Source organism: Rhodococcus sp. 14-2483-1-1 (assembly GCF_002259335.1).
Taxonomy (GTDB): Bacteria; Actinomycetota; Actinomycetes; order Mycobacteriales; family Mycobacteriaceae; genus Rhodococcoides.
In genome coordinates this window covers 35,749-58,934 of the sequence record NZ_NPFX01000006.1, presented here as the reverse complement: position 1 = coordinate 58,934, position 23,186 = coordinate 35,749, and the positions used below count along the sequence as shown (strand labels likewise).

The window sequence follows — 23,186 nt, the reverse complement described above, 5'->3', positions numbered from 1 at the left end:
CTGGGAGCGCGGTGCTTCACAGCCGGACCCGCCCCACTGCGACAGGCGGCGACGGCGCGGAGATCTCGATGTCGAACGCAGCGGAGGTGGCCGCGATCAGTTCGGCTCTCACGTTCTCCCGTAGATCGCGGCCGTAGAGCGAATGATCACCGGACTCGAAAGACGTGACGGTGGGGACGGATGCTCGACGCTGCAACCGGCGCATACCTTCCGGCCCCCGGTTGGTCTCGAACCAGGTGGCGTCGGAGGGGGAGAGCAGTACCTGCGTCCGAACGCCCCGATCGCTGAGAAGACGCAACGAGATCTCGGGCACTTGAATCAGCCCGCGCCGTCCGAGCCAGATCCAGAGTGCATAGGGAATCCGCGGCTGCAGTGCATTCTTGGTCGCGACACCCCAGTGGTGCAGTCGATCGAGTACCCGCGCCCGCAGTCCTGTCTCCTCGGTGTGCATCGAGGAGCGTTTGACGAACTCGAGTCGACGAGTGGTCCAGTCCAGCGTGTTGAGAAGTACTGCCGACCGCACTCCCATCTCTCGGGCAGCAAAGCTGGAATACCATGACCCCGAGCACATTCCGGACACCAGCACATGGTCGGGGGAGGTACCCGACTGCTGGACGGCGGTGAGGGCGTCCTCGTTTCCTTCGGAACTGTAGAGCCGAGTCACCTCCCCATCGGTGACGGCACCGGACTCACCGGTGCCACGCCGATCGAAGCGCACCGTCGAGACTCCGAACCAGGGGAGCAGCCGGGCCAGTTCCACCCACATGCGCACCGGACCGACGCGATGCTCGTTCGCGGTGGGGTAGAACACCACCGTCGGCCCACCGGGTAGGCAGCGATCCGAACTGGAACGAATCGCGAAAAGCTCCTGCGCACCTAGGAATTCGATGCTCTCGGCGATTCCGTCGACCAGTGATCGCGTTCGACGCAGCACCTCGACGTCGTAGGCGGGTCGGCTCGGGAACTTCGACGCCGTCCAGGTGGCGAGAGTGGCGATGTCCGCGGCCGGGATGATGACCTCGAAGTCGCTCGGCTCGAGAAACTCGTCGTGATCGGACAACGTGTGCTCGTCGGCCGAGAGTGCGTCGACCAGTCGGCGTACCGGCTTCGAGTCACCGCGCTCGGCGCGAGTGGCGACCAGTACCGGTGCGTCGGTCGTCGTCTTCGCGGCGTCGAGTGCGGCGAAGTCTGCGACCGAATCAGGATGCAGCACAGCGCCGATGATCGACACACGGGGATCGGCGTCGGAGTCGGTGGTGACGCTCACCGAATACAGTGCGCGCTGCTCGTGCAGGTACGACCGTCCGCGGACGACCGGATCCCACAGCGTCAACGAGGTCAGTGGCCCACACTCGGCGGCGACCGAACAGGCCAGGAGTGCGCCCATGCGGAGGCCCACCAGCCCGACCTCGCCCACACCGCAACTGCGCACATAGGCAACGGCCTCGACGACGCTGCGCTGCCAGTGGCCGACCGCGCCGGGCCCGTCCTGATCTCCCCACGAATCTCCGGTGCCGCGGTAGTCGAATCGCAACACCAGAAGTCCCTGCGCACAGAGCTTCTGCGCCAGCAGAGTCATGCCCCGGTACGAGTCCACTTGCTCCTTGCCGAGCGGCGGGCACAGGACGACGCCTCCGCGAGCCCGGCCGTCGGACGGCACGTGGACGGTACCGAACAGCGGTGAATCGGACGGACCGAACCACGTCGGGTACTTGCCGCCCGGGGTACGCGAGGAGGACTCGGCGGGAACGGAGCCGATGCGCCGAGGAGCGGTGCGGGAACTGTTCACTTCAAATGGTCCTTCTGCGTACACGGGTGAAGCGGAATCGATCAGGGGCGCAGTGCAGCCGGCCACGCGGAGCGATCGAGCCCGTGGGTGCGGAGCATCGCCAGCGCGATGCGTTCCATACCGAACCCGACGCATGCACTGTGAGCCGGTTCGCCGCCGACGGTTGCGATGTCGAAGGTGTGGCCGAAGTGATCGCGGTGGCAGTTGCACGAGACGACCGCGGTGCCGTCGTCCAGATCTCCGTAGAGCTTGACGACCAGTTCGGTCTTGAGGTTCTCGTTGCGCTGGTTTGCCGCGAGCATGCGTCCGGCGCGACCGAAGAACGGATCGTTGGCGATGACCGCCTCGGCTTCGAGTCCCAGATCTGCCAGCACCTGCAAGCCGCGCGGCACCCAGCGTTCGCGGTGCTCGATCGCCTCGTCGGGGGTGCCGACGCGGACGAACTCGTGCATCCGAAATGCTTGCATCCGAGCCGGATCGACCGCAGGCTCGTGCCGGAAGCAGAAGCCGTAGATGTCCATCAGGGCACCGTCGGCGGGCAGTGTTCCGGTGAGCATCGAGTACGACGGGTGGCAGGCCGCCGAGACCAACATGGTTCCGGCGGAATGCAGAAAGTGATCCCAGTCCTTGCCGTCGGATCTCTCCGCCAACAACGCTGCGTGCTCCTTGTTGTCCCCCTCGAACGTATTGATGGCACCGGTGAGATTGGGGAACGACGCGATGTAATCGGTGCGCTCGAAGGCCTCTCGGGGGAAGACCGGAGCGAAGCGGAATCGCTTGGCCCGATAGCCGTGCTCGGTGGCCCCGGCCGCGACGACGCGAGAATCGATGAATTCGATGATGTCCTCGAATTCGCCGCTGCGCCCGTACAATCCGGGAATCGAGCTGGGCACCAACAGGCCCGCGTCGATGAGTTCGGCGCGGAAAGCTGCTCGGGCTGAGTCGAGTTCGCTGATTTCGGTCTCCGGTACGGACTGTGTGGTTGTCATCATTTTCCCTTGTAGACGAGGGAGAGCTGCGAGTTGTGGCCGAGGATGCGCTCGTTGCTCACCATGATTGCGGACCCGTGCGCATCTCGGAGGTGCCGGCCGATGCTGAGCTCGCCGTCCTGTCGGTAGCCGGAGATGCCGCAGATCTGCAGGGCCTTGCCGACGATGTCGATGACGAGCGTCGACGCGGTGACCTTGACGTTGTTGATCTTGAGCGCAAAACCGATTGCCCCGAGCTCGGCCGGACTGTCTGCGACGGCCTCGAACTTCGCCGCTGCGCCGAAGACCGTGTCCACCAACTGCTCGTGAACCACCATCAACTCCGCCAGCCGCAGTGCGCTCGGCGGCGGTGTTCCCGGTGTCTTGCGCGCGGCCTTCTGTACGGACTTGCGCGCCTTGGTCACGGCGGCGTCGGCGATGCCGAGCCAGGCCGATCCCCACAGCACGTGTGCCACCGGAAGCATGGTCTGCGCGGAGATGTCGCCGTAGTTGTCGCCCAGAATGTTCGACGTCGTCGTGCGCGCGGCCAGCATGAAGCCGGGACTGCAGGTGCCGCGGAATCCGAGGGTGTCCCAGGTGCCGGTCTTCTCGAGCGTCACATCGGGCTTCTCGCACACCACGAGGACCTGGTCGCTCGGCGGGCTGTCGACGCTGCGTCGCGCCGTTGCCAGCACGATCTGTGCGTACTCGCCGTACGAGATCACAGGCGCATTCTTGCTCAGGGTGATCCGCTCACCGTCGTACTCCACCGCACAACTGCTCGAGCGGACGTCGCCGCCGATGTTGATCTCGGTAGTGGCAGAGGCCACCAGGATGCGATCGGTCACAATTCGTCGCTGCAGGTCTGCCATGGCGTCGGACTTGCCGTGGCGCACGATGCTGAGCACCTGCGACTGGTGCATGACGAAGATCATCGCCGTCGATGCGCACTCGGAGCCGAGGGCACGCGAGATGCGGGCGATGTCTGTCAGGGTTGCCCCGCCACCGCCGAACTCGCGCGGAATCCCGACACCGAGCAGCCCGGCGTCGCGCAGCGCATCCACCGATTCGGTGGGGAAACGGGCATCGCGATCGACTTCGTCGGCATAGGTCCGCAGAACGGCCAGCACGTCGGTCATCGACTGGTCGATCGAGCTCTCGTAGACGGTGGTCATGGCTTCAGTCCGTCAGCTGGGCGATGGCCGCGGCGATGGCGTTGATGCTGCCGAACGTCGACTTCTGCAGCATGGTGTCGGGGAATTCGACGTCGAACTCGTCCTCGAGGGCGATCATCACGTTGACACTCGCGTGCGAGGTCAGGCCGCTGTCGTACAGATCGGCGGCTTCGTCGATGCCCTCCACGGGGACCGGCAGCTTTCCGAATTTCTCCAGAACAGTTCGCACCCGAACCACGTCCTGAGCATTGAGCGTCTGCATCGAAAACCTCCACCGATCGCGTTAATCACGAGACCGGACGGCCTCGTAGTCGTCTCCAGGTCCGCTGGCTGTGCGCCTTTTCGACCCAAAGTCTCCCCAGACCCTCCCAAACAATATCCTAGATTGTTTAGTAGCGTTAGTTCGATGCCCGCATCGGTCCTTCGGACCGCCGTACACTTCGAGTGGAGCGGGGGCTCGTGAGGGCGCCGGATCGGGCGCCGAATCGCAATGTGCAAAGGACTGTCTGGTCGATGAGTGGAGTCTGCGGGGTGTCCGTCGGTACCGGTGCCGTGCGCATCGCGTACATCGCGGACGGGCGCCGCGTCGAAGACTCCATCGATGCAGCGGGTGCACACGACCTGCTGCCCGGCAAGCTGGTCGACCACGGCCCGTTCGAGGACATCGTGCTCGCCGGGTGGGACACCGCAGCCGTCACGGCCCTTCTCGACACTCTGGGCGACCGAACGGTCCCGAAGGCCCGCATGGTCGAGGAATCTCAGGCCCTGATGGCCTATGCGCGCACGGTTCCGGAACTGGCCGACAAGGACTACGTGCTGGTGGTGGACCTGGGCAAGAAGGGGCTGTCGGCCACCGCGCTCGACGTCGCGGGCGACTACATCGAGTGGACCGCACGCACCGTCGACATCAGCGGCGATCGCTTCGACGAGGTGGTCCGCGGCATCGTGATGGCCAAGGGCATCCTGCCTGCACCGGTCGGCCCGGAGGGCGACGAGGAATATCAAGCGTTCTTCCGTGAACTCAAGGAACTCGTCAGCTCGTCGGCGGGTGTCCGGGCACCGAACCGCGGCCCGATGTTGCTCAGCCGCAAGGAATTCGAGCGCGAGATCACCCCACTCGTGTCCGACGCCCTGGACTGGGCGTCCAAGCAGGCTCCCGACGCGGTACTGCTCATCGGCGGCGGCGCAGCCATTCCCGCGGTGCGCACGATCATCGAAGACAAATGGAATGTGCCGGTCCATGTGCCGGACGCGCCGGCAATGGCCATCGCCAAGGGCGCAGCGCTCGACGAGAGGCCCGTTATCGGAGCCGCCGTCGACACCGATGTTCCGGATGCCGCGGATGTTTCGGACGCGGATGTGCTGAACGCGGATGTGGGAATCATCACCGTGCCGGACGACGCGTCGGAGCTTCTCGATGCGCCCCGGACCACGGATTTCGGCGCGGTCGACGAGTGGATGGTCGACGGCCTGACCGTCGATCAGCTCGCCACCGAAGAACTGGCGATCACCTCGACCGTCTTCGACGCTGCCGCAGCCGACTCTTCGGTGATCGGGCCCGCGGTTGTAGAGCCTGCGGTTGTAGAGCCAGCGGTCGAAGAGCCCGAGGTTCTCGAACCCGATGTCGTCACCCAGCCGGCGCGGCGCACGACGAGATGGTCGGTGCGGGACGCATCCGTGCTGGCGGCGGTGGCCCTGGTGATCGTCGCGGTGGCAGGTCTGGTGTTCACCCGCGGGAACACTCCGGCACCCACCCCGCTCATCGACGAGCAGATTCCGGTCGATGCCGGCTTCGCTGCCGCGCTCGCCGACGCGGCCGGTCCGGCCGAGGATGCAGCTCCCGGGCCGGCCGAGCTGCCCGTCCAGGGGCCGGTTCGCCTGTCGGACGCGGATCTGTACGAGCGGGCCTTCACCTACGACGGCGAGCTCTACCGACCGGAAATCGGTTCGGAACTGCCGGAATAGACCGCACGACGGGAACGAGCGGCTCCAACGGGGAGCGAGACCCGTATTGCCATGGCTGCTCAGGGGCGCGCGCCCCGTAGTTTCGGTCGAGGCGGTAGCCTGGCGCTCTGGACGAGGTGTACCGCGTCCGCCGTAACTGCCGAACGAAGTGAGGCCGACAACCGTGACTGTGCTGCTTGGGGTGTCCATGGGGACCCGGGCTGTGCGCACGGCGCAGCCCCGAGCCGAGCAGTTCCAGGCTCCCGTCGCCGACGCTTCCGGCCTGGTCACCGACATCGAGCGACCACTGTTCTTCCGCAACGAACTCATCGACAGCGTGGGCGGCGACCTCCCGCATCTGGCCGCCGAGTCGATCGGCGCGGCCGTCGAGACCGAGCCCGAACTCGCCACCGGTGTCGCCTACCGCGACCCTCGGCAGGCCGATGCGCTGCATGCCGCGCTCGCCGGTGCCCACCTGCACAACTACCACCTGGTGCACGAGGTGGAAGCCGTCGTCGAGTACCTCGCAGCAACCGGCGAGGCCCGCGACCACAGGTCGGTCGCGCTGTTCGATCTCGGCAGTTCCGGACTGACGGTCAGCGTCGTCGACCTGGTGCAGCGGACCGTCACCGCCTCGCAGCGATCGGGTGAGTACAGCGGCGACCTGCTCGACGCCTACGTACGCAACAACCAACTCCAGCGCCTCGGCAAGAAGACGACGGACCCCGACATCTCGCTGTTCGAGAAGCGCTGCCGAATCGCCAAGGAACGCCTGTCCACCCAGGATGCGGTGTGCCTGCCCGATGCGAGTGGAATGATTCTGCTCTCGCGCGAGAACTTCGAGCTGTTGATCACCGACCTGCTCGACGAAGCCATCGAATTTGCGCGCGGAGTGTTGATCGGCGCGAACGTGCCCATCGACGCCGTCGTGTTGATCGGTGGAGGCGCACGCATGCCGATCGTGCAGAATCGCGTCGGGCCGCTGCTGGAACTGCCGTCGATCGTGCCGACCGAGCCCGAGACCGTCGCTGCGCGTGGAGCGGCTCTGGCCGCGCGACCTCATTCGCGCACTCGAACCGATCCGCGACGGAGCCCCGACGCGAACCGGCAGGCGGTACCGCAACCCTCGGATCGGATCGACCCCGCGACTCGCGTCGACTCGGCCCTCGCATCTGCGCCGATTCCGCAGCACCGACCGGCACCGCCGCGTCCGCCGCAGTCGCGGGTGGCGCGGCCTCGGCCCCCGCAACCTACTCCGCCGCCGGCAGCGCCGGTCCGTCCGATTCCGGCTCGCACCGAATCGATGCACGCCGCACCGCCGGTACCTGCTCCGGTGCCGACCGCAACCCGTCCGGTGCCCGCGCGTCCCTGGGTCGCGTCGGCCCCGGTCGACACCACCATCGCCGACGCGGTCGACCCCACGAGTACGGTCGGCGGGTTCGAATCCTCGAGATTCACCGATTCCCTTGTCGATTCTCCCAATTCTTTTGCTGTCGAGCCGGAGTCGTCTCCGGCCGTAGCGGATGATGTTCCGGGCGACCACGTGCAGGGGGCGCGGGTCGACGGGGAGGTCGTTGCGTTGAGCACGAATGCCGGGGAGGGCACCGTCGAGGACGCGGTCGACGATTCGGAGGTGGCCGACACTGCTGTAGCGCACAGTGTCACGCAGGCACCCGAGAAGCGGGTCGACACCGAGGCGACGGTCGACGACGACGGTAAGCCGGTTCCGTTCCAGCTGAAGAACATCTACTGGCTCGATGCCGACTACGACGACGACGACGGTGAGGACGATCGAACCCGCGCTCGGCGCAGGCTTCGCACCGGTGGTGTGCTCGCGCTCGGCCTCGCCGCAGTGGTAGGCGTATCCGGGTTCATGCTCACCCATCAGAACACGCCGCAGGTGGTCGACACCTCGGTGAGCCGCACTCAAACTCAGGCCCCCGCCGCCACGACGGTTGCGCCCACGTCGGAGACACCTGCTCCGGTGTTGCCGCCTCCCGCGCCGGAAACCACCGTCGAACCGACCACCGTGCCGTCGGAGACCGAGGTCTACCAGGAGCCGTGGACGCCGGAACCGACGACGACGACCACCACTGCCGAGCCCGCACCGCCGCCGCCGGTCGAGTCCGTCCCCCCGACGACGCAACAGCCGCCGCCGCTGATTCCGGGCTTCCCGGACTTCACGCTGCCCGGCTTCCCGCCGATCGCTCCGGCTGCTCCCTGACCCGATTCACCTCTCTCCGTGAGTGTTTCGCGGTCTGATGTGTTCGAAGATCAGGATCGTCTCGGTTGCGGCGACGGCAGGGTCGGCGCTGAGATTCTCGACGACGAAATCGCGGAGCGTGGCGGTGTCGACGGTTGCCACGTGGACGAGGAAGTCGTCGGCACCGGCAATGAAGTAGATGTTCAGCGTCTCTTTTCGGGAGGCGATCTTGGATCCGAATTCGCTGATCCGCCGTCGAGCATCTGCTTGGAGCCGGACCGAAATCATGGCCTGGATGCCTTGGCCGAGGGCCTCGGGATCGATGTCTGCGTGAAAGCCACGGATGACACCGCGTTCGACGAGGGCACGAACCCGGGCCAGTGCGGTGGACGGGGCCACGCCGGCAGCGGCAGCAAGTGCATTGTTGGGTGTACGGGCGTCGCGACGGAGCTCGTCGAGCAGGATGTGATCGATCCGGTCCAACGGGATGGGCCGAACATCGTTCGGCTGGGACCCCGTGCCACCCGTCTCGAACGAACTATTACTCACCATTTCAGGATCGTACAGAATTATATTCACTTCCGTTGCGGGTATTCCGTAGATAATTCATAGTTGGCCTACACGGATGGAGCCACGGCTTCACATCACCCACCACCGAGGAGGCCGCCATGAAGATCGGAATTCCACGCGAGATCAAGAACCACGAATACCGGGTGGCCATCACCCCGGCAGGCGTGCACGAACTGGTCTCGCGAGGACACGAAGTGATCATCGAAACCGAGGCAGGAGCCGGATCGTCGTTCACCGACACCGACTACAAGGCCGCCGGTGCACAGATCCTCACCGATGCCGCCGAGGTCTGGGAAACAGCCGAGCTGCTGCTGAAGGTCAAAGAACCTATCGCCGAAGAGTATTCACGCCTGCGCAAGGGGCAGGTGCTGTTCACCTACCTGCATCTCGCGGCGTCGAAGGCCTGCACCGATGCGCTGCTGGATTCGGGTACCACGGCCATTGCCTACGAAACGGTCACTGCCGCAGACGGTTCGCTGCCGCTGCTCGCGCCGATGAGTGAAGTTGCCGGGCGCCTTGCGCCGCAGGCCGGTGCCTACCACCTGATGTCCAGCGAAGGAGGACGTGGAGTTCTCATGGGCGGAGTGCCCGGAGTACGTCCCGCCAATGTCGTTGTCATCGGAGCCGGTGTGTCCGGAAAGAATGCCACTGCAATCGCTTTCGGTATGCACGCCGACGTCACCGTTCTCGATCTCGATGTGAAGGCGCTGCGTGCCATCGACGATCAGTACCGCGGTGCCGTCAAGACTCTGGTGTCGAATGCGTACGAACTCGAACAAGCCGTTCTCGCCGCGGATCTCGTCATCGGTGCGGTGCTGGTGCCCGGAGCCAAAGCTCCGAAGTTGGTATCCAACAGCCTGGTTCAGCGTATGAAGCCAGGTTCGGTGCTGGTCGACATCGCCATCGATCAGGGCGGCTGCTTCGAGGATTCGCATGCCACCACCCACGCCGATCCCACGTACAAGGTGCACGAGTCGGTGTTCTACTGCGTCGCCAACATGCCAGGAGCCGTTCCGCGCACGTCGACCTACGCGCTCACCAATGCCACCCTGCCGTACGTCGTCGCACTCGCCGACAAGGGTTGGGAAGCTGCCTGCGAGGCAGACGCGGGTCTGAAGGCAGGACTGAGCACGCACAACGGTGCACTGTTGTCGGAGACCGTCGCAGCTGCATTCGCCTGAGGAGCGGCTCCGCCGCACGTGAGCGGAAACGCGTAGTCCACTACGAACTTTCGTGCACGTGCGGCGAAGCCGCTCTACGCGCTGTGGCGACCCGAGCCCCGCGATCGAGCGGGCTTGGGCGTCCGCGACGACGACGCGCCTTTTCTGGACGAGTTGATCGGCCGGGCGAGCAGCACGGCGATCGCGGTGGTGAGGGGCACCGACAACGCGAGGGCTACACCGCCCACGGAGGATCTGACTATTTCGATCGACACGGCGTCGCCGGTCAACACGTCCTGAATCGACCGATCGGCGACGCTGAAGAGCAACAGCAGCGGCAGCGCGCCACCGGCGTAGGCGAGTACGAGGGTGTAGACGGTACTGGCGATGTGATCGCGCCCCACCCGCATCGCGGCGGTGAAGATCTCGCGCCGCGACGCGGTCTCGTCGACCGATGCCAACTCGAAGGCCGCCGAGGCCTGAGTGATCGTCACGTCGTTGAGCACACCGAGCGAGCCGATGATGAAGCCGGCCAACAGCAGCCCCGTGACACTGACGGTGCCGATGTACGTCTGCACCGCGGTGTTCTGTTCCTCCGACAACCCGGTCAGGTGCGTCATCCGAATCGCGACGTACGACAGGACTGCGGCCAGGCCCATCGAGGTCAGTGTGCCCAGTAGCGCCGAGCTGGTGCGCAGATTCACCCCGTGCGCCAGATACAGCACGGCGTAGAGGATCACCGCACCGGCGACGAGAGCGACGGGAATGGCGGGTGCGCCGTCGAGCAGAGCCGGCAACATGAACACCACCAGCACGGCGAACGCAATGAGTAGGCCGACCAGCGCGCGGAATCCCCGCCAGCGGGCAACGACGCAGATGACCACTGCGAACACGCCGACGATCAACCCGAGCGGAAGTCCGCGGGAATAGTCGTTGAAGGAGTAGCGGATTCCACCGGAAGGATCTGCCTGCAGAACCAGTCGGATGTCCTCACCGGCGCTCAGCGTCGGTTGGCCGGGACCCGGCGCGATCTCGAGCACCGTCCGCTTGCCCGCGTCCTGGCCAGAGGTGATGTCGACGATGCTGCGCTGACATTCGTACGAGTCGTTGACCGCAGGCGTCGGGTTGCCGGTGAACGCTCTGCCTGCGTCGGGACTCCCGCATGGCCCGATGCTCTGCGAAGTGATGGTGCCCGCCTCGGTGGACACCGCACCTCCGCCCGAGGTCTGGAACGGCAGTGGGATGTCGATGTTCTGTTTGCTGGGCCACAGCGCGAATGCACCGGCGATGACGGCTATACCGATGACGACGAGCAGTCCGACGACGACCTTGGCGGCGACCGGGCCGAGCGGCACCGGACTGTCGCTGTGTCCGTGACCGTGGCCCACATGGGAGTCGAGGCCCGGCTTGGTGCCGTCGGGATGATTGCCGTGTGGTTCCACGGTGCAAGGCTAGTACGGGGCCATCTCGGTGGCCGATGCGAGGAGCTCGGTGGCGGGGAGCAGGGGGGGCGTCCCCCGCCACCACCTGACCGACCCGGGGGGGAGGGGACGACCAGGGCTCGCGGGCACCGAAGTGCCGTCCGCCAATCTACAGATCATTCGGCCGCGGGGCGCGCTCCCGCCCAAGTTTCTTGCGTCACTTTCAACTACTCGAGCGTAACTTTCGACGTCACTGCTTGTAGGAAGCGAGAAAGTTGCCGAACCTTTCGATCGCCACAGCCAGATCTCGTGCCCAAGGCAGAGTCACGATGCGCACGTGATCGTGACCGGGCCAGTTGAAGCCGGTCCCCTGAACCACGAGGATTTTCTCCTGTAGCAACAGATCCTGCACCAGTTTTTCGTCGTCGTAGATTTCGTGCACTTCGGGATCGAGTCGCGGAAACGCGTACAGCGCTCCCCGCGGCTTGACGCACGAGACGCCATGAATCGCGTTGAGTTTCTCCCATGCGACGTCACGCTGCTCGAGCAGGCGTCCGCCGGGCAGGATCAGATCCTCGATGCTCTGGTAACCACCGAGCGCGACCTGAATGGCATGCTGCGCAGGCACATTGGGGCACAGCCGCGTCGACGCGAGCAGGTCGATTCCCTCGATGAACCCCGCTGCGTGCTTCTTCGGCCCGGTGATCGCGAGCCATCCCGCGCGGTAGCCGGCCACGCGATACGCCTTGGACAGCCCGTTGTAGGTCAGGCACAGCAGATCGGGAGCCAGGCTCGCCAGCGAGGTGTGCTGCGCGTCGTCGTAGAGAATGCGGTCGTAGATCTCGTCCGCGAGCAACAACAGCTGGTGCTTGCGCGCCAGATCGACGATGCCCTGCAGAACTTCCTTCGAGTACACCGCGCCGGTCGGATTGTTGGGGTTGATCACCAGCAGGGCGACGGTCTTGGGAGTGATCTTCGACTCGATGTCGGCCAGATCGGGATTCCACCCGTTCTCCTCGTCGCACATGTAGTGCACGGCCTTGCCACCGGACAGCGTCGTCATCGCCGTCCACAGCGGGTAGTCCGGGGCCGGGATCAGCACCTCGTCACCGTCGTCGAGCAACGCCTGCATCGTCATCGTGATGAGCTCGGACACCCCGTTACCGAGATAGATGTCGTCGACGTCGAGCTCGGGGAAACCCGGTTCGAGCTCGTAGCGGGTGACGATGGCACGTCGCGCCGACAGAATGCCCTTCGACTCCGAGTAACCCTGGGCGACGGGCAGTGCGGCGATCATGTCTCGCACGATCACGTCGGGGGCCTCGAAGCCGAACGGAGCCGGATTACCGATGTTGAGCTTGAGGATGCGGTGCCCCTCGGCTTCGAGTCGGGCGGCATGGGCGTGTACCGGTCCACGGATCTCGTACAGCACGTTCTGCAGCTTGGTCGACTGCTGCAACGTGCGGTAACGCGGCTGGGAGTTGATCTGTGGAGTGGTCACCCGTCATATCGTGCCAGGCGAGCGGTGTCGGTTTCCACAAGGTTGTTTCGGCCGGGTTGTCGGTGGCGAGTGGAACAATCGACTCATGTGCGGACGGTATGCCAGTACCCGGAGTGACACCGACCTCCAGGCGGTGTTCGACATCGCCGAAACAGTGGGCGAGGAGGTGCCGCCGTCGTACAACGTGGCCCCGACGCAGACGGTGCGTACGGTGCTCGAACGCGCACCCAAGGACGAGCCGGAGTCCGACGCCGTGCGGCAACTGCGTTCGGTGCGCTGGGGTCTGATCCCCTCCTGGGCGAAGGACGCGAAAATCGGTTCCCGGCTGATCAACGCCAGGTCGGAGACCATCACCGAGAAGCCGTCGTTCAAGAAGGCCGCGAGCCGTCGACGCTGCATCGTGCCTGCGGACGGGTACTACGAGTGGGAGAAGCGCGACGGGGGCAAAGTGCCGTACTTCCTGCATACGGAAGGCGTGCTTGCGATGGCAGGCCTGTACGAACTCTGGCGAGACCCCACCAAAGCAGACGACGACGAAAACCGCTGGGTCTGGTCGGTCACCGTCCTCACCTCGCCGGCAGCCGATGCGCTCGGCCACATCCACGATCGCTCGCCGGTCGTGCTCCCACCGGATCTCCGCGCGAGCTGGCTCGATCCCACCGTGACCGACCTGGGCGCGGTGCAGGACATGTTGGCGGCAATCCCGGAACCCCGGCTCGCGCCCTACGAGGTGAGTACCGCGGTGAACAGCGTCAAGAACAACAGCCCGGAACTGTTGACGCCGGTGTGACGGTGGCTCAGGTGAGTCTCGTTCGGCAGATGTCGAGGATCGCCGCCCGCTCGTCGGGGGACAGATCCTCGGCCACCGGCGAATCGAGAATACGACGCAGCCGCTGGAAATAGGTACGCCCGTCGACACCGAATGCGACGTAGATGTCCTCGTCGCTGCCGCCGCCGTATCCCTGCCAGGTTCGGCCGAATGTCAGAATCTCGTGGTCCACCGATTGGGTAGTGGTCCGGCGCATGGTGTTCCCCCTACTGCTGCTTGTCCTCCATCATCCGGGTCACTGTTGAAGGGCCGGTGAACAACGCGTTACGGCCACGTCAGTTCACTAGGGTGGAGCTCGTGACTGCACTCGCCTTCGGATCCTGGCCTTCGCCCATCACTGCAGCAGACCTGTCGTCCGCGGGCCATCCCGTCGAGGGCGGTCGCTACGTCGGCGACGAGATCTGGTGGTCGGAACTGCGACCTGCCGAACAAGGTCGGACGGCGATCTGTCGCCACGTCGATGGAGAAGTGCAGCCGATTCTGCCCGCACCGTTCAACGCCCGCACCCGAGTACACGAATACGGCGGCGGGGCATGGACTGCGACGGCAGACGGCGACCTGGTGTTCGCCGAGTTCTCCGATCAACGCGTCTATCGCCTCACCCCCGGCGGGTCACCCGTGCCGCTGACTCCGAAACCGGCTGTGGCGTCGAGCATCCGGTACGCCGAATTGTCGGTGGTCGGTAACGACGTCATCGCCGTCCGTGAGATGCACGACGCCGGTGCGGTATCGCGAGACATCGTGGCGATCGACCTGAGCGGCGGCGGAGTGCGCTCGTTGGTGGCGGGCTCGGACTTTCTTGCGTTCCCGCGCTTGTCGCCCGATGGCACCCGCATCGCTTGGATAGCGTGGAACCATCCGCAGATGCCCTGGGACGGAACCGAACTGCGCGTGGCTTTGCTGGCCGATCCGTCGTCCTGGACGGTGCTGCTGGGTTCGACCGAGGAATCGGTGATGCAGCCGGAGTGGATCGACGACCAACTGTTGTACGTCATCAGCGACCGAAGTGGTTGGTGGAACCTGTATTCGGTCACTCTCGATGGAGCTCTAGCGCCGCTGCTGACGCTCGACGCCGATTTCGGGGCCCCGCTGTGGCGACTCGGATCGAGTTGGTACAAGGTGCTGGGCGACGGAAAGCTGCTGACCGTGCGGACCGTCGGTACCGACACCCTCGCCGTGCTCGACCCTGCATCCGGCACTCTGGACGACATCGCGCTCGAGGGTGTGACGTCGGTAGGTCTCGGTGGGCGCCGTGGATCGACCGTGTTGATCAAGGGCGGTGGCGCGCAGGTGGCGAGCGGGCTGTTCGCACTCGATCTCGAAACCCGTGGACTCACGCCTGTGCGTTCGGGTTTCGAGTCCGTCCCCGACGGTGCGTACTTGCCGGAGGGACGTCAGGTGACGTTCCATGGACCGAACCGCGAGGTGCACGCCATCGCCTATGCGCCGCGCAACCCGTCGTACGAAGGGCTCGACGGGGAACTCCCGCCGTACGTCGCGTTCGTGCACGGCGGCCCCACGGCACACGTGGCACCCGCACTGAACCCGCTGTTCGCGTACTTCACCAGCCGCGGCATCGGCGTCGTGGATGTGAACTACGGCGGGTCGAGCGGGTACGGCCGCGAATACCGCAATCGCCTGCGCGGGCAGTGGGGCGTCGTCGACGTGGAAGACACCATCGCCGCCGTGCAGGGGCTCGCCGACAGCGGCCTTGCCGACCCGCGCCGGTTGGCCATCGAAGGTGGCTCCGCAGGTGGTTGGACGGTGTTGGCAGCACTGACGTCTTCGGATGTATTCGCATGCGGGGCTTCGTATTTCGGTGTCGCCGAGCTCGAGCTGTTCGTCGCCGAGACCCACGACTTCGAATCCCGTTACATCGACGGTCTCATCGGACCCTTGCCCGAGGCCATCGACCTGTACCGAACCCGTGCACCGGTCAACAACGTCGACGGACTCTCGTGCCCGGTGCTGTTGTTGCAAGGACTGGACGATCCGATCGTGCCGCCGTCACAGGCCGAGCGATTCCGAGACGCCATGGTGCAGAAAGGAATTCCGCACGCATACCTCGCCTACGCAGGCGAGTCGCACGGATTCCGCAAACTCGAGACTCAGGTGAACGCACGAGAGTCCGAACTGTCCTTCTACGGCCAGGTCATGGGATTCACGCCGCCCGGAATCCCCGAGCTGGAGCTGTGGCGTCCCCCTAGCTGAGTGGCGGGTGTGCGCGCTTCGCCTCGAGAAACTCGAGCAGCGCGCTGGGGATGGCGCAGTACTTGCTGTTGCCCACGGACAACTTGCTGCCTGCCTCGAACGCGGCCTTCGACGGGCCGTCGTTCTCGAGGATCAGTGCGCAGAGGCGCTCGTCGGTGCGGCCCGATTCGCAACACTTCTCGACGTGTGCTCGGTCGTCGGGGGTCAACGCCGCCCACCACGCGTCGTAGCGTCGCCAGAGCTTGTCCGCGTCGTCGGTCATGCCTGCTCCTACTTGTCGGGTATGCCGTGCGTTTCCGACCATACTCACGGTGCCCGATTCGTCCACGTCGCGGGGGTGCGACAGGAGCTTCACGCCGCATTTGCAGGGTGCGCGCCCCTGCTCCGACGTGAGCGGGGGCGCGCAGTCGGTAGAAGAGGCGCTCACTTACGGTTTCGGGCGCGCTCGGCAGCGTCGAGAATCATCCGATCGACCAGTTGGGGACGGTCGAGGTCTGCCCAGGCGATGCGCACTACCTGACGGCCGGTTGCGCGAATGCGATCCTCGCGACGCTTCTCTTCCCACACCACGTCCGCCGCGGACCTTCCTTCCGGCACATAGCGTGCGTACTTCACCTTGCCGTCGAATTCGAGCACGGTCTCGATCTCGGGCAGGTCGAAGTCCACGCGCCCGACGAAGCCACGGGAATCTGTGATCGGTACCTGCAGCTGTGGGGTGTGACCCAGGTGATGCAGCAACACCCGGGTACGCGATTCACCCACACTCTCGGACCGGCCGTCCATGAATCGCGCAACCTTGCGGGCCATCCGATTCCCGGGATGGTTCGGGCATGAATCCAGCACTGCAACAATCTGTTCCACGGTCACACCTGCGGTTCGCGCGGCGACATCCGCAATGCACACCGCCGTCTCGAACGGAAGAGTGCGAGCGCAATCGGCGACGGTTCGCGCGAGCCCCGTAACCAGCACACCGTCGAAGGTCGTGACTTCCTCGTCCGTGTAGGGAGACGTGTGCAGACTTCTGACGGCGCTGCTGCGCCCACCACCACGGGCGCGATTGCGCGTGATGTGCACTCGGCTCAGATCGGCATTCCACACGTCGAGACCGTGAAAGACGGCCGCGCTCACATGACTGACGACTGCGTCGGGTGAGGTGGTCGCGTCGAACACAGCCTCCGCGATGACGCGGTGCTTCTCCTCCGTTGTGAGCGAGTCGAACTGTGTCCTGCTCACGAACCGTCCGGGTCGCAGTCGACGCCAGGCCCGCGTTCGGCAGTACCGCTGCAATTCGGCGTCGGAGGTGCCGCGGGCGAGAGCGTCGGATCGCGAGACGATGCGGGTCATGCAGGAATGCTCGCCAGCGCAATCGCTTTGGACAAGCCCCCTGTGCCTGATTGTGGATAACTGAAGTGCCTGTGGATAACGGTGCCTGTGCACAGCGTGGCCGGGGACCTCACATCCCTACTGACGACTGCGCGCCCCTGCTCTGAGGTGAGCGGGGGCGCGCAGTCGGTAAAAAGGGTGTGAGGTTACTTTCGGCGACCCGGAACCTTGGCTCCCGGAGCGAATCCGAGTCCACCGGCCTTCGGCTTGGGCGGAGTCCGATCATCCGAACCGCTGGACGCCGCATCGGCTGCAGTGTCCGACTCTTCTGCTTCCGGTGCCTCTGCTTCCGGTGCCTCGGCCGCTGGTGCCTCGGTAGTCGGTGCGTCGGCTACCGGTGCTTCGGCCACCGGTGCCTCGGCTTCCGGGGTCGGCTCGGCCTTCTCCGGCTCCGCTTTTGCCGGCTCGGCTGGTGTCGCCGCAGGTGCAGCGGCCGCCGCACCCGGTGTCCGTGCGCCTGGCTTCTTGAATCCGGACTTCACGGCCAGGCCCTTGGGCTGGACGGTCGGCTTGGATTCTGCTGCAGCGGAATTCGTTGCAGCGGGCTCTGCGGCGGCGGGTGCTTCCGAGGTCGCGGCCTCGGCAACAGGTGCCTCGGAAGCAGATGCCTCAGCAGCAGGTGCCTCGGCAGCCGGAGCTTTCGCCGCAGGGGCACTCGCGGTCTTGGCTCCCGGCTTCTTGAATCCGGACTTCACGGCCAGGCCCTTGGGCTGGACGGTCGGCTTGGATTCGCTTGCCGCAGCGCCTGATTCCGCGGATTCGCTCGCGGTCTCGGGGGCAGGTGCCGCAGCAGCCGGTGCAGCCTCGGCGGGCTTGCCCGGTGCCTTGGCTCCCGGCTTCTTGAAGCCCGACTTCACGGCCAGACCCTTGGGCTTGACGGTGGGGGTCGACTCCGAGGCCTCTGAGGGAGCAGGTGCTTCGGTGGCCGCGGGAGCGTCGGCAGGTGCCGGGGCGGCCGCCTTCGCGCCGGGAGCCTTGCCCTTCATCTGCAGACCCTTGCCACCGGGTGCCTTGCCTCCGGCCATTCCGAGACCCTTCGGCTTCGGAGCAGCGTCGGCGGGAGCGGCCCCTTCGGTGTCAGGCTCGGCGGTGTCGGCCTTGGCAGCGGAACCGGGTGCCTTCGCCCCTGGTGCCTTGGCCAGACCCTTCATCTTCAGTCCGCCGCCGGCCTTGGGAGCGGGAGCTGCCGGAGCGGTCTTCGCCTCGGCAGGCTCTTCGACGGGTGCGATGCGCTCGGCCTCTTCGACCTCCATCGCCTTTTCGGTTTCGAGCTTCTCCTCCGGAGTGCGCTCACGCGGGATGACCTTGATGTTCTCGGCCAGCACCGAGGACTCGACGCGGGTGATCGACTCGAGCATCAGCTGCGCGACATCGACAACCTCGACGCCCTCGTGCGCGCCGCCTTCCTGCCGGGCAGTGACACCGTCGGTGAGCATGACGCGGCAGAACGGGCAACCGGTGGCGATCTTCTTCGGGTTGGTCGCGAGTGCCTCGTCGACCCGGTCGATGTTGATGCGCTTGCCGATGTTCTCTTCCATCCACATGCGAGCGCCACCGGCACCACAGCACATGGAACGCTCACCGTGACGCGGCATCTCCTTGAGGTTGGAGCCCGACGCGGCCATGAGCTCACGCGGAGCGTCGTACACCTTGTTGTGACGGCCGAGGTAGCACGGATCGTGGTACGTGATGTCCTGGCTGACCGAGGCCACCGGGATCAGCTTCTTCTGGCGCACGAGGCGGTTGAGCAGCTGCGTGTGGTGCACCACGTCGTAGTCGCCGCCGACCTGCGGGTACTCGTTGCCGAGTGCGTTGAAGCAGTGGGCGCAGGTGACGACGATCTTGCGCTTGGTCTGCTCGACACCGTCGAACACGTTGTTCAGCGTTTCGATGTTCTGCATCGCGAGCTGCTGGAACAGGAACTCGTTGCCCGCACGGCGAGCGGAGTCGCCGGTGCAGGTCTCATCGGCACCGAGCACCATGAACTTCACACCTGCGGTGGCGAGCAGCTCGGCGACGGCCTTCGTGGTCTTCTTCGCGCGGTCCTCGTAGGCACCGGCACAGCCGACCCAGAAGAGGTATTCGTAGTCCTGGAACGAGTCGGCGTCCTGGCCGAAGACCGGGATGTCGAAGTCCATCTCGTTGATCCAGTTGAGCCGGTCCTTGGAGTTCTGGCCCCACGGGTTGCCCTTGTTCTCGAGGTTCTTGAACAGACCTGCGAGCTCGGACGGGAACTCGGATTCGATGAGCACCTGGTAGCGGCGCATGTCGATGATGTGGTCGACGTGCTCGATGTCCACCGGGCACTGCTCGACGCAGGCACCACAGGTGGTGCAGCTCCACAGTACCTCGGGGTCGATGATGCCGCCCTCGATGGCGTCGGCGACGAGCTTGCGATCGGCCTCGTCCCGGGCGGACTGCGGAATGGCGTCGAGCGCCTTCTGGTCGACGTTGCCTTCTGCATCGACGAGTCCGACCTCGTCACCGGCCATGTCCTTCTTGCCACCGGCAAGCAGGTAGGGAGCTTTGGCGTGGCTGTGGTCGCGCAGCGACATGATCAGCAGCTTGGGGGAGAGGGGCTTGCCGGTGTTCCACGCGGGGCACTGCGACTGGCAGCGGCCGCACTCGGTGCACGTGGTGAAGTCGAGCCAGCCCTTCCAGCTGAAGTCCTCGATCTTGCCTGCGCCGAACGCGTCGACGTCGGGATCGGCCTCTTCCATCTCGAGGACCTTGCCGCCGGACATCATCGGCTTGGCCGGTCCGAGGGCCACGGTGCCGTCGTCCATGCGCTTGAAGTAGATGTTCGGGAACGCGGTGAAGCGGTGCCACGCGACGCCCCAGTTGATGCGGGTGCCCACGATGTAGAGCCAGATCATGCCGGACATCAGCTTGATCAGCGCAAAGATCGAGACCATGTTGGAGTTGGCCGGCAGCAGCTCGGCGAGGCGCATCGTGAAGAAGTCGGTGTACGGGTTCGAGTGTCCGTACGTGGCGATCTTGCCCGCCTTGACGAACACCATGCCCAGGCCCTCGATGAGCACGACGGCCTCGACGAAGTAGGCGGCCTTGAACCCGGAGCCGGCGAAGCGCGACTGACGCTCGGGCTTACGCGGGTGGTTGAGCTGGCGAATGATGATCAGCGTGGTGATGCCGATGACCGTGCCGAGCCCGAGAATCTCGTCCATCAGGTGGTAGATCGCGGTGTCGCCGACGATGGGCCAGTGGAACTCGGGGTTGAACGTCTGTCCGTAGGCCTCGAACCAGAACACGGACCCGACCATGAAGCCGATCATCACCAGCCAGTGCGCCCAGCCGACGGTACGGAACTTGACCATCTTGGTGTGGGCGGCGAACTCGATGATCATCTGCTTGAAGCGGGGGACGATCGGTCGCCAACGGTCGGGTGCCGGCTGACCCAGCCTCACGATGTTGAACATGCGCAGGGCCCCACGAATGAAGGCGTACCAACACACGAGGCTGAGCAGAGCACCGACTGTGCCCAACGTGATCGTCAGGGCGTTCATGTCGTGGCCTTTCGCTGTAGGTGGCAGCTGGGACAGCTACCGCTGGTTCAACCCGTCGAGCAGGATGACGGCCTAAGTTACTAGCCAGTAGCAATGTAACTGTACTGATGGGTAACTTAGCATCGATCGGACGAGCGACGCTGGTGGGCGTCGAAATGAGGCCATCCGACGGGCGGGCTGAACTCGTCAGTAGGTTGTCTCGCGGATCACGTTAGGCGTAGGCCTCTCACGTGCTGTCGAGAAGGCAGTCCTTACCTGTCCTTTGTGTTGCCGGATCGTCGCTGCGGTGGGCCCGATTCCGTGTGGGAGCCGGTGACCCTTTCCGGGCTGTATTCGACCGATCGAACGACATTTTTCGCGACATGGTGAGCCCCCACGGCCCCGTGTGCACCGGAAATCGAAAATGTTTGTGACAGTTGGTAACTGATAGGTGTCGGAGTAGTTGCAAAAGGACAACGAACGGTACGATTCGTGCGCTACACTTCGGTCGCACCAAAAGTCGCAAAAGGGTCATCGGGGTGACTTTGCGTTTGACGGTTGCCTAGCGGTACTGCCAAGCACTCCATGCACAGAAACGGAACAGAACTCCACATGAAACTCAGCAAACTGGTCGTCACTTCGGCCCTCGTAGCAGCGGCTATGGGTCTGGCCAGCGGAACCGCTTACGCACAGCCCGATTCCAGCTCGACGACCCCCGACACGAACTACTCCGTCGAGCTCGAAGACCGCACCATCGTCACCACCATCGATGCGGGCGTCTTCAAGGTTGCCGACGACGGCAAGACGGTCGACGTCCTCGACGCCGCCGACAAGATTCTGGTGACGCTCCCGCTCTCGTTCAACTTGGGCGGCCTGAACTTCCCGTACGAGCAGAACGTCGATGACAACGGCAAGACCCTGCGCCTGGTCCCGAACCTCGACTTCACGAAGGTATCGGCCAACTCGCGCAGCATCGGTGCCACGACCGTCGCATCGCCCGAGGAGAACCTCGCGGCACAGCAGAACTTCTCCTCGCAGCTCGGTATTGCAACCGCTATCGGCGGATTGACAGGAACCGCGATCGGTGCGGCGATCGGTTGCGTCGTGACTCTGGCCGCCGGTTGCATCGCGGGATTGGTAACGGGTGCAGGCGTTGGTGGAGTCATCGGCACCATCACCGCCGGCGGCCCGACTCTCGTTGTTGCAGGCATCGACTTGCTCAACACGCTGAATGCGGCACCCGGCACCACGGTCTGGGCAAAGTAAGCAACGTTCCACACAAAAACCCGCACTCTCGTCGAGGGTGCGGGTTTTTTGTGCGTCAGTACGGCTACGACGTGCGAACCGTCAGTCCGGGGTTCTCGGCCAGCACATCGTTGATGGGGGTGGCGAACAGTTCGGGTCGCTGGCCCTGCAGCATGCTGAACACCATCGCGATTTCGCACGACGGTTGATCGCCGACATTCGATGCGCTGGCGATGCCGACGGCGAGGGTGCCGCTGACGATCGGTCCACCGCTGTCGCCGCGGAGAGCGCAGATGGAAGTCGAGAAGCTACGGTCCATGACGGCCTCACCCATGGCGACGTTCTGGCCCGTGGACAGGATTGTGCCGCAACTGAATCCGGTTCTGGAACCGGACTTGCACACCGGTGCACCCACGATGGGATCCACCGTTCCGGTGACGTGCAGCGGTCCCGAGCCGGGCACTCGCACCGCATTGCTCTCGAATTCTCCGACGTTGGCGTCGTCGATGTCGATCAAGGCGTAATCGTTGTGCGACTGGCTGGTTCGGTAGAACGAGCCGAACTTCGACCCGACGAGGCTCCCGTACATCGGATATGCGCCTGTCGACGCTGCGGAACCGGTGTCGGCTGCGCCCGGATTGCAATGGCCCGCAGTGATGTTGACCGAACCACGCGTCGGGTCGACGGCATTGAATCCGAGTGAGCAACGCAGACCGAGGCCGGCCGGGGTGCCCGCGAGGAAGCTGTCTCCTCCGAGATAGGAACTGGCACGAATCGGACCGGCAGTGGGCGCGAGGTCGAAGGGAAGCAACTCCAGCATCGGGTCGACGGCGTCGCGCACTCCCTGCGGGATCTCTATCCCGGGGGCGACCGTTACGAATCCGTTGGCCGATGCGGCGTCGGCCACCTCGGCGTGGGTGGGGCCGTCCGCAACCGCGACGACAGGCCGACCGTCCGCATCGAGCCAGGTACCCGTGACAGCTTCGGAACCGACGGCGGAAGCGAACTCTGCCAATCGGCGAGCCGCGTCGGCTCGGTCGAGGAACTGTTGCGGATTCAACGCGAGATCACGGGCAACGGCGTCGGCCAAGTCGGGCGGCAGCACCTGATCTGCGCTCACCACGGGCGCGGCAGTGGCGACAGGAGCAGACACCGCCATCGTGATCAGGCACGACACTGCAACCAACGACAACCCCAGCGCACGGCGACGCATGAAACCCCTCCCCCAAGGCATCCGCGATGTGATGCCGTTCACGACTATAGGGGGTGCGCAGCTGTCGACCT

At 65.1% G+C, this 23,186-nt stretch carries 18 protein-coding genes; 6 read left to right on the top strand and 12 right to left on the bottom strand.

The genetic code is table 11. The annotated features are described in order from the left end of the window. Positions 1-16: 16 nt before the first annotated feature. Genes CH294_RS05305 through CH294_RS05290 form a run of 4 tightly spaced genes read right to left on the bottom strand, consistent with a single transcriptional unit; the run spans position 17 to position 4,194 of the window. A complete protein-coding gene (locus CH294_RS05305) occupies positions 17-1,789 on the bottom strand; it encodes a hypothetical protein (protein WP_249305071.1) in 1,773 nt (590 codons plus the stop codon). 41 nt (positions 1,790-1,830) lie between these two features. Then, complete coding sequence (locus CH294_RS05300; RefSeq protein ID WP_032405519.1) at positions 1,831-2,778, bottom strand: amino acid--[acyl-carrier-protein] ligase; 948 nt, start codon at positions 2,776-2,778, stop codon at positions 1,831-1,833. Continuing rightward, positions 2,778-3,932 (bottom strand): acyl-CoA dehydrogenase family protein, encoded by a 1,155-nt coding sequence (locus tag CH294_RS05295; RefSeq protein WP_032405520.1) that lies wholly within the window; start codon positions 3,930-3,932, stop codon positions 2,778-2,780. Before CH294_RS05295 ends, CH294_RS05300 begins: the two co-directional genes overlap by 1 nt. 4 nt (positions 3,933-3,936) lie before the next feature. Then, a complete protein-coding gene (locus CH294_RS05290; protein ID WP_032376192.1) occupies positions 3,937-4,194 on the bottom strand; it encodes an acyl carrier protein in 258 nt (85 codons plus the stop codon). A 251-nt stretch (positions 4,195-4,445) separates the two neighbouring features. Between CH294_RS05290 and CH294_RS05285 the strand changes: the two genes are divergently transcribed. Both CH294_RS05285 and CH294_RS05280 read left to right on the top strand, forming a co-directional pair. Then, positions 4,446-5,897 carry a hypothetical protein gene (locus CH294_RS05285; protein ID WP_141216448.1) on the top strand — a complete coding sequence of 484 codons (1,452 nt, stop codon included), beginning with the start codon at positions 4,446-4,448 and terminating at the stop codon, positions 5,895-5,897. Positions 5,898-6,060: 163 nt separating this feature from the next. After that, complete coding sequence (locus tag CH294_RS05280; protein ID WP_141216447.1) at positions 6,061-8,100, top strand: Hsp70 family protein; 2,040 nt, start codon at positions 6,061-6,063, stop codon at positions 8,098-8,100. Between the two features lie 6 nt (positions 8,101-8,106). Here CH294_RS05280 and CH294_RS05275 read toward each other — a convergent pair whose 3' ends face one another. Beyond that, a complete protein-coding gene (locus CH294_RS05275) occupies positions 8,107-8,631 on the bottom strand; it encodes an Lrp/AsnC family transcriptional regulator (RefSeq protein ID WP_037172859.1) in 525 nt (174 codons plus the stop codon). Between the two features lie 116 nt (positions 8,632-8,747). Between CH294_RS05275 and ald the strand changes: the two genes are divergently transcribed. Beyond that, a complete protein-coding gene (gene ald / locus CH294_RS05270) occupies positions 8,748-9,830 on the top strand; it encodes an alanine dehydrogenase (protein ID WP_032376195.1) in 1,083 nt (360 codons plus the stop codon). Between the two features lie 74 nt (positions 9,831-9,904). Here the strand turns inward: ald and CH294_RS05265 are convergent, their stop codons facing one another. Together CH294_RS05265 and CH294_RS05260 are read right to left on the bottom strand one after the other, a co-directional pair. Beyond that, positions 9,905-11,251, bottom strand: coding sequence for a YibE/F family protein (locus tag CH294_RS05265; protein WP_052077959.1), 1,347 nt, complete (start codon positions 11,249-11,251; stop codon positions 9,905-9,907). A 229-nt stretch (positions 11,252-11,480) separates the two neighbouring features. Then, positions 11,481-12,731 (bottom strand): pyridoxal phosphate-dependent aminotransferase, encoded by a 1,251-nt coding sequence (locus CH294_RS05260; RefSeq protein ID WP_032376196.1) that lies wholly within the window; start codon positions 12,729-12,731, stop codon positions 11,481-11,483. Between the two features lie 85 nt (positions 12,732-12,816). Between CH294_RS05260 and CH294_RS05255 the strand changes: the two genes are divergently transcribed. Further along, on the top strand, positions 12,817-13,521 hold the full coding sequence (locus CH294_RS05255) for an SOS response-associated peptidase (RefSeq protein ID WP_032376197.1): 705 nt from the start codon (positions 12,817-12,819) through the stop codon (positions 13,519-13,521). A 7-nt stretch (positions 13,522-13,528) separates the two neighbouring features. On the opposite strand, the gene CH294_RS05250 is transcribed toward CH294_RS05255, so the two are convergent. Continuing rightward, entirely contained in the window at positions 13,529-13,756 is a 228-nt protein-coding gene (locus CH294_RS05250) for a DUF3263 domain-containing protein (RefSeq protein WP_032405525.1), read from the bottom strand. 101 nt (positions 13,757-13,857) lie between these two features. Between CH294_RS05250 and CH294_RS05245 the strand changes: the two genes are divergently transcribed. Next, positions 13,858-15,771, top strand: a complete 1,914-nt coding sequence (locus CH294_RS05245) for a prolyl oligopeptidase family serine peptidase (RefSeq protein WP_094737351.1) — start codon at positions 13,858-13,860, stop codon at positions 15,769-15,771. On the opposite strand, the gene CH294_RS05240 is transcribed toward CH294_RS05245, so the two are convergent. The 3 genes from CH294_RS05240 to CH294_RS05230 form a co-directional block, all read right to left on the bottom strand. Next, positions 15,764-16,033: a hypothetical protein gene (locus tag CH294_RS05240; protein ID WP_141215907.1), complete on the bottom strand. Its 270-nt coding sequence runs from the start codon at positions 16,031-16,033 to the stop codon at positions 15,764-15,766. The two genes, CH294_RS05245 and CH294_RS05240, sit on opposite strands and share 8 nt — an antisense overlap. 161 nt (positions 16,034-16,194) lie before the next feature. Continuing rightward, complete coding sequence (locus CH294_RS05235) at positions 16,195-17,115, bottom strand: hypothetical protein (protein ID WP_094737220.1); 921 nt, start codon at positions 17,113-17,115, stop codon at positions 16,195-16,197. Positions 17,116-17,300: 185 nt separating this feature from the next. Next, a complete protein-coding gene (locus tag CH294_RS05230) occupies positions 17,301-20,678 on the bottom strand; it encodes a (Fe-S)-binding protein (RefSeq protein ID WP_094737219.1) in 3,378 nt (1,125 codons plus the stop codon). 591 nt (positions 20,679-21,269) lie between these two features. Here CH294_RS05230 and CH294_RS05225 point away from each other — a divergent pair. Then, positions 21,270-21,923 carry a hypothetical protein gene (locus CH294_RS05225; RefSeq protein ID WP_094737218.1) on the top strand — a complete coding sequence of 218 codons (654 nt, stop codon included), beginning with the start codon at positions 21,270-21,272 and terminating at the stop codon, positions 21,921-21,923. A gap of 64 nt (positions 21,924-21,987) precedes the next feature. Here the strand turns inward: CH294_RS05225 and CH294_RS05220 are convergent, their stop codons facing one another. Continuing rightward, positions 21,988-23,115 carry a S1 family peptidase gene (locus tag CH294_RS05220; protein WP_094737217.1) on the bottom strand — a complete coding sequence of 376 codons (1,128 nt, stop codon included), beginning with the start codon at positions 23,113-23,115 and terminating at the stop codon, positions 21,988-21,990. Between the last annotated feature and the right edge of the window lie 71 nt (positions 23,116-23,186).

Excerpts from the sequence above, each read along its gene's own strand:
- CH294_RS05275 (WP_037172859.1), bottom strand. The coding sequence starts at position 8,631 with ATGGTGAGTAATAGTTCGTTCGAGACGGGTGGCACGGGGTCCCAGCCG.
- CH294_RS05220 (WP_094737217.1), bottom strand. The coding sequence starts at position 23,115 with ATGCGTCGCCGTGCGCTGGGGTTGTCGTTGGTTGCAGTGTCGTGCCTG.
- CH294_RS05290 (WP_032376192.1), bottom strand. The coding sequence starts at position 4,194 with ATGCAGACGCTCAATGCTCAGGACGTGGTTCGGGTGCGAACTGTTCTG.
- CH294_RS05240 (WP_141215907.1), bottom strand. The coding sequence starts at position 16,033 with ATGACCGACGACGCGGACAAGCTCTGGCGACGCTACGACGCGTGGTGG.
- ald (WP_032376195.1), top strand. The coding sequence starts at position 8,748 with ATGAAGATCGGAATTCCACGCGAGATCAAGAACCACGAATACCGGGTG.
- CH294_RS05225 (WP_094737218.1), top strand. The coding sequence starts at position 21,270 with ATGAAACTCAGCAAACTGGTCGTCACTTCGGCCCTCGTAGCAGCGGCT.
- CH294_RS05235 (WP_094737220.1), bottom strand. The coding sequence starts at position 17,115 with ATGACCCGCATCGTCTCGCGATCCGACGCTCTCGCCCGCGGCACCTCC.
- CH294_RS05295 (WP_032405520.1), bottom strand. The coding sequence starts at position 3,932 with ATGACCACCGTCTACGAGAGCTCGATCGACCAGTCGATGACCGACGTG.
- CH294_RS05250 (WP_032405525.1), bottom strand. The coding sequence starts at position 13,756 with ATGCGCCGGACCACTACCCAATCGGTGGACCACGAGATTCTGACATTC.
- CH294_RS05230 (WP_094737219.1), bottom strand. The coding sequence starts at position 20,678 with ATGAACGCCCTGACGATCACGTTGGGCACAGTCGGTGCTCTGCTCAGC.
- CH294_RS05255 (WP_032376197.1), top strand. The coding sequence starts at position 12,817 with ATGTGCGGACGGTATGCCAGTACCCGGAGTGACACCGACCTCCAGGCG.
- CH294_RS05300 (WP_032405519.1), bottom strand. The coding sequence starts at position 2,778 with ATGACAACCACACAGTCCGTACCGGAGACCGAAATCAGCGAACTCGAC.
- CH294_RS05285 (WP_141216448.1), top strand. The coding sequence starts at position 4,446 with ATGAGTGGAGTCTGCGGGGTGTCCGTCGGTACCGGTGCCGTGCGCATC.